This window comes from Streptomyces sp. NPDC001890, assembly GCF_042891445.1.
In the GTDB taxonomy this organism is placed as follows: domain Bacteria; phylum Actinomycetota; class Actinomycetes; order Streptomycetales; family Streptomycetaceae; genus Streptomyces.
On the sequence record NZ_JBIATE010000003.1, the window covers coordinates 698,424 to 704,423 of the forward strand.

Below are 6,000 nucleotides of genomic sequence, written 5' to 3' on the forward strand. Positions count from 1 at the left end.
CAGCCGCCCGGGGATAATCGGCTTCGTGAGCGAGAACAGCGAAGCCCCCGGCTCCGGCACGCCCGGCCCGCAGCCCGAGCCCCTGCGCTTCTTCGGTACGACCTGGGTCGACCACAGCGGGGGCTACGGGCTGCGCCGCGCCGGGGCGGCGGTCGGCTCGCTGGCCGCCGCGGTCGCCGCCTGCTTCGTGCTCCGGTTCGCCTACCAGGGGCTCCAGATCGCCGACGTCGGCGGCTTCGTCGGCATCCTGGTCGTGCTGATGTTCGCCATCTGCAGCGCCATCGCCTTCCGCAAGACCTGGGAAGGGTTCAGCCGCCGCCCCGCCGACCCGGTGCGCGAGGCCAATCTGCGCGGTCTCAAGACGATCGGCTTCGTCGGCTCGCTGATCGCGTACTTCCTCCGTACGTTCCGCGAGGCGCCGGGCGAGCAGCTGCACCGCACGGAGTACGAGACGGCCGTGGCCCGCTACGAGAAGCGCCGCACGGCCCGCACCGGGAACCCGGCGGCCCGCAAGAACACCAAGGGCAAGCGCCCCAAGCGCAAGTAGGCGCCCGGGCAAAGGCACCGGCCGGCCGCGCCCCGGCAGAAGCACCGGCGCATGCCTCCGGCGCGAGCCACGATGAACCCATGGTTCCCGCCGATCCCCACCGCCCCGCACCCGCACCCGCACCCACCTCCTCACCGCCGGGCACCCCGGCCACCCCGGGCGCCACCCCGCCCCGGCCCCGCGCGCTCTCCTTCGACCGCGCCGCCGCCCAGTACGCCGCGGCCCGCCCCGGCTACCCGCCCGCCCTCTTCGACGCCGTCGAGGAACTGGCCCAGCGCCCCCTGCGCGGCGCCCGCACCGTCGACGTCGGCGCCGGCACGGGCATCTCCACCCGGCTCCTCCACGAGCGCGGCGCCCGGGTCACCGCCGTCGAACCCGGCGCCGGAATGGCGGCGGAACTCCACCGTTCGCTCCCGCACCTGCCCGTCGTACGCGGCGACGGCAACCGCCTCCCCCTCGCCACCGCATCGGCCGACCTGATCACGTACGCCCAGTCCTGGCACTGGACGGACCCGGCCCTCGCCGCCCCCGAGGCGCTGCGCGTCCTTCGCCCCGGCGGCGCCCTCGCCCTCTGGTGGAACGTCTTCGACCACTCCGTCCCGTGGATCGCCGAGCAGGACGCCCGGCTGCGCCGCTTCTTCGGCGCCGGCGACTCCGCCCACGGTTCGGCCGTCCGCTCCCGCGACCTGCCGTCCGGGCTCGACTTCGCGCACCGCCGGCTTCCCTGGACCCGGCGGGTGCCCCTCGACACCCACCTCGCCAACCTCGGCAGCCACTCCGCCTTCCTCGTCCTCGGCGCGGAACCCACGCGCCGCTTCCTCACCGAGGAGGGCGCCCGGCTCGCGGAACTCTTCCCGGACGGCACGGTCGAGGAGAGCTACGCGGTCGACCTGAGCGTGGCCGTCGCCCTCGCTCCGGCCCCTTTCGGCCCCGGCCCCGCCTCTTGACGGGCAGGCACCCCGGGACCATATTCATCACATGATGAATAACCGGGGTGCCGCCATCGAGGCCCACGGCCTCACGGTCGTACGAGGCGACCGCACGGTCCTGCGCTCCATCGACTTCACCGTCGAACCCGGCAGGATCACCGGCCTCCTCGGCCCCTCCGGCTGCGGGAAATCGACCCTGATGCGGTCCGTCGTGGGCACCCAGGCCAAGGTCACCGGCACCCTCGACGTGCTCGGCAGCCCCGCGGGCCACCCCACCCTCCGCCCGCGCATCGGATACGTCACCCAGGACCCGTCCGTCTACACCGACCTGACCGTCCGGCAGAACCTGGACTACTTCGCGGCGATCCTCCTGCCGGGCCGCCGACAGCGCGACGCCCGCCACGCCGCCGTCACCCGCGCCATCACCGAGGTCGACCTGACCAGCCATGCCGACGCGCTCGCCGGCACCCTCTCCGGCGGCCAGCTCGCCCGCGCCTCCCTCGCCGTGGCCCTGCTCGGCACCCCGGAACTCCTGGTCCTCGACGAACCCACCGTGGGCCTGGACCCCGTGCTCCGCCGCGACCTGTGGAACCTCTTCCACCGCCTCGCCGCCGACCGCGGCACCACGCTCCTGGTCTCCTCGCACGTCATGGACGAGGCCGAACGCTGCCACCGCCTGCTCCTCATGCGCGAGGGCGAGATCCTCGCCGACGGCACCCCCGAGGCGCTGCGCACCGCCGCCCGCGCGGACACCGTCGAAGCGGCGTTCCTCCACATGGTCGACCAGGCCGCCACCCGTCAGGAGCCCACCCGATGAGCACCACACCACCCCCGGCACCCGCCCCGGCGACCGGCACCCCGCTCCTGAGCCCGGCCCGCACCCTCGCCACCGCCGCCCGGGTCCTGCGCCAGCTCGGTCACGACGCCCGCACCGTCGCCCTGCTGCTCCTGGTCCCGGTCGTGCTGATCACCCTGCTCCGGTACGTGTTCGACGGCAGCCCCCGCACCTTCGACGCCATCGGCGCCTCGCTCCTCGGCATCTTCCCGCTGATCACGATGTTCCTGGTGACCTCGATCGCCACCCTGCGCGAACGCACCTCGGGCACCCTCGAACGCCTCCTCGCGATGCCGCTCGGCAAGGGCGATCTGATCGCCGGCTACGCCCTCGCGTTCGGCGCCGTGGCGATCGTCCAGTCGCTCCTGGCCACCGCGGTCTCGGTCTGGGCGCTGGGCCTGGACGTCACCGGCTCCCCGTGGCTGCTGCTCCTGGTCGCCCTGCTCGACGCGCTGCTCGGCACGGCTCTGGGCCTGTTCGTCTCGGCCTTCGCCGCGTCCGAGTTCCAGGCCGTCCAGTTCATGCCCGCCGTGATCTTCCCGCAGCTCCTGCTCTGCGGACTGTTCATCGCCCGCGACCGGATGGCCCCCTTCCTCGAAGCGATCTCGAACGTGCTGCCCATGTCGTACGCGGTCGACGGCATGAACCAGGTCCTCGGCCACACCGACGTCACCGGCGACTTCGTCCGCGACGTACTGGTCGTGGCGGGCTGCGCCCTCCTCGTCCTCGCCCTCGGCGCCGCCACCCTCCGCCGCCGCACCGCCTGACGGACCGGTGCGAGGATGACGGACACGAGCACCGAGCACCGAGATCCGTCAGCACAGCCCGGAGGGTGAACCACATGACCCAGACAGTCGCAGTCCTCGGCACCGGCAAGATCGGCGAGGCCCTGCTCAGCGGCATGATCCGGGCGGGCTGGCGCCCGGCGAACCTGCTGGTCACCACACGCCGCTCCGAGCGCGCCGAGGAACTCCACAACCGCTACGGCGTCGACTCCGTCAGCAACGCCGAGGCCGCCAAGCGCGCCGACATCCTCATCCTCGCGGTCAAGCCCCAGGACATGGGACGGCTCCTCGACGAGCTCTCCGGGCACATCACCCCCGACCGCCTGGTCATCAGCGCCGCCGCGGGCATCACGACCGCCTTCATCGAGGGCCGCCTCGCCGCGAACACCCCGGTCGTACGCGTCATGCCGAACACCCCCGTCCTCGTCGACGAGGGGATGTCCGTCATCTCGGCCGGCAGCCACGCCACCACCGACCACCTCGCCTCCGCCGAGGCGATCTTCGGCGGCGTCGGCAAGACCCTCCGCGTCCCCGAGTCCCAGCAGGACGCGGCAACGGCCCTGTCCGGATCGGGCCCCGCGTACTTCTACTTCCTCGTCGAGGCGATGACCGACGCCGGCATCCTGCTCGGCCTGCCCCGCGCCCAGGCACACGACCTGATCGTCCAGGCCGCCATCGGCGCCGCCGTGATGCTCCGCGACAGCGGCGAACACCCCGTCAAGCTGCGCGAAGCCGTCACCAGCCCGGCCGGCACCACCATCAGCGCCATCCGCGAGCTGGAGAACCACGGCGTACGAGCCGCCCTCATCGCCGCCCTCGAAGCCGCCCGCGACCGCAGCCGCGAACTCGCCTCCGGCAACGGCTGACCTACGCCGCGGCAGCGATCAGCTCCGCACTGCGCACCACCTTCGCGAACCCACCGCCGTGCAACGACACGGCGGTGGCCCGCGCCAACTCGTCCGCGCTCTGCGTCCACCCCCACGGCCCGGTCAGATCGAAGGTGTGCGTCGCGTCCAGCGGCACGAACACCTCGTACCCGAGGTTCCCGCCCATCCGCGCCGTCGTCTCGACGCACATATTGGTCTGGATCCCGACCACCACGAACTGCCGGATCCCGCTCCGCTCCAGCCACTCGGCGAGATCGGGTGTCCCGTAGAAGGCGGAGTTCACGCTCTTCGTCAGCAGCAGCTCGGGCCCACCGCCCTTCCCGCGCCGCTCCTCCACGTACCCCTTGAAATCGTTCCCCGGCTGCCCCACCCGCAACGGCGAATCCGGCTTGGGCGAGTCATGCCGTACGAACACCACCGGCCGCCCGCTCGACTGCCAGGCATCGATCAGCCCCGCGATGTTCCGGTCCGCCTCCGGGTTGTTCCGAGGCCCCCAGTACGCCTCGTCCTCGAAGCCGTTCTGTACGTCGATCACGACCAGCGCCGCGTTCTCTGCAATCTCCATGCGAACGATCCTGCCGCCCGGCACCGCCATGCCCCAGAGGTCAAAAAGTCATCGACCGATGGTTTACTGCCACGATGGCGACCCCCTCCGATCCCACCCGCATCGCGCTCGTCTCCTTCCCCGGCGTACGCGCCTTCGACGTCTCGGTCATCACGGAGGTCTGGGGCGTCGACCGCACCGCCCGCGGCGTCCCGCCCTTCGAGCTGCGCCGCGCCGCCGCCGAACCGGCCCCCATCGCCCTGCGCGGCGGCCTCTCCCTCACCCCGGACCGCACCCTCGCCTGGATCGCCCGCGCCGACCTGATCGTCGTCCCCGGCCTCGACGACCACCTGACCCCGGCCCCCGCCCCGGTCCTGGAGGCCCTCCGCCGCGCCCACGCCCGAGCCACCCCGATCGCGTCCCTGTGCGGCGGCGCCTTCCCCCTCGCCCAGGCCGGCCTCCTGGACGGCCGCCTAGCGGTCACCCACTGGCACCTCACCGACAACCTCCGCGCCACCTACCCCCACGTGAAGGTGACCCAGGACGCCCTCTTCCTCCACGACGACAACATCTGGACCTCGGCGGGCACCGCGGCCGGCATCGACCTCTGCCTCCACCTCGTGCGCACGATGCACGGGGCCGAGATCGCGGCCACGATCGCCCGCTCGATGGTCACGGCCCCGTTCCGCACCGGCACCCAGGCCCAGTTCATCGAGCACCCCACCCCCCGCGCCGACCGCGACGCCGACACCCTTGCCGCGGTACGCGCCTTCGCCCTGGCCCATCTGGCCGAACCGCACACGGTCGCTTCCCTCTCCGCCCGCGCCGGAATGTCCCCCCGCTCCTTCGCCCGCCACTTCCAGGCCACCACCGGCACGACCCCGCTGCGCTGGCTGATCACCCAACGCATCGCCGCAGCCCAGAAGCTCCTGGAACGCACCGACCTCCCCCTCCCCGAGGTAGCCCGCCGCACCGGCTTCGGCAGCGAGATCACCATGCGCCAGCACTTCGCCACCCACCTGTCCACCAGCCCCCGCGACTACCGCCTGGCCTTCCACCGGCAACCGGACCCGGCCCGGGGTTGACACGCCCTGCCCGCATCCGTAAAGTGCTCCGAGTTGTCCGACGTGAGCGCCGACTCCGGTCGGTCCCCGGACAGCCATCCCGCAGTAACCACATCTGACCAGCGACATCTGTCGCCGGACTTTCTGTGCGCATTTGCGGAATGAGGAATCCACGTTCGAAGGAGCGTGAACCCCGATTAGCGTCGGGGCCCAGGATTCCGCTAAAGTCTCACTCGTCGGAACGGCCCAACGGCCGGGAAGACAAGCCCCGCTGACTGGGAATCAGGCCCGAAAGGATCTGATAGAGTCGGACTCGCCGGAAAGGGAAACGCGAAAGCGAAGAACTGGAAAGCGAAAAGCAGGATCCCGCTTCGACCGGGAATCGGACACGAAAGAGTCTGATAGAGTC

The 6,000-nt window shown here is 72.0% G+C and carries 7 protein-coding genes; 6 read left to right on the forward strand and 1 reads right to left on the reverse strand.

The genetic code is table 11. The annotated features are described in order from the left end of the window. Positions 1 to 25 precede the first annotated feature (25 nt). From ACFYY1_RS14530 to proC, 5 genes are all read left to right on the forward strand, one after another. On the forward strand, positions 26 to 547 hold the full coding sequence (locus ACFYY1_RS14530; protein ID WP_388584639.1) for a hypothetical protein: 522 nt from the start codon (positions 26 to 28) through the stop codon (positions 545 to 547). A gap of 80 nt (positions 548 to 627) precedes the next feature. Further along, the gene (locus ACFYY1_RS14535; RefSeq protein WP_388584642.1) at positions 628 to 1,494 is read left to right on the forward strand and encodes a class I SAM-dependent methyltransferase; all 867 of its coding nucleotides are present in this window, start codon (positions 628 to 630) and stop codon (positions 1,492 to 1,494) included. 31 nt (positions 1,495 to 1,525) lie between these two features. Further along, the gene (locus ACFYY1_RS14540; protein WP_388584645.1) at positions 1,526 to 2,293 is read left to right on the forward strand and encodes an ABC transporter ATP-binding protein; all 768 of its coding nucleotides are present in this window, start codon (positions 1,526 to 1,528) and stop codon (positions 2,291 to 2,293) included. Then, on the forward strand, positions 2,290 to 3,078 hold the full coding sequence (locus ACFYY1_RS14545) for an ABC transporter permease (RefSeq protein ID WP_388584647.1): 789 nt from the start codon (positions 2,290 to 2,292) through the stop codon (positions 3,076 to 3,078). Before ACFYY1_RS14540 ends, ACFYY1_RS14545 begins: the two co-directional genes overlap by 4 nt. A 74-nt stretch (positions 3,079 to 3,152) precedes the next feature. After that, on the forward strand, positions 3,153 to 3,962 hold the full coding sequence (gene proC, locus ACFYY1_RS14550; RefSeq protein ID WP_388584650.1) for a pyrroline-5-carboxylate reductase: 810 nt from the start codon (positions 3,153 to 3,155) through the stop codon (positions 3,960 to 3,962). A 1-nt stretch (position 3,963) separates the two neighbouring features. Here the strand turns inward: proC and ACFYY1_RS14555 are convergent, their stop codons facing one another. Continuing rightward, positions 3,964 to 4,548: a cysteine hydrolase family protein gene (locus ACFYY1_RS14555; RefSeq protein ID WP_388584653.1), complete on the reverse strand. Its 585-nt coding sequence runs from the start codon at positions 4,546 to 4,548 to the stop codon at positions 3,964 to 3,966. Between the two features lie 74 nt (positions 4,549 to 4,622). Between ACFYY1_RS14555 and ACFYY1_RS14560 the strand changes: the two genes are divergently transcribed. Next, positions 4,623 to 5,612 (forward strand): GlxA family transcriptional regulator, encoded by a 990-nt coding sequence (locus ACFYY1_RS14560; RefSeq protein WP_388584654.1) that lies wholly within the window; start codon positions 4,623 to 4,625, stop codon positions 5,610 to 5,612. Positions 5,613 to 6,000: the final 388 nt, after the last annotated feature.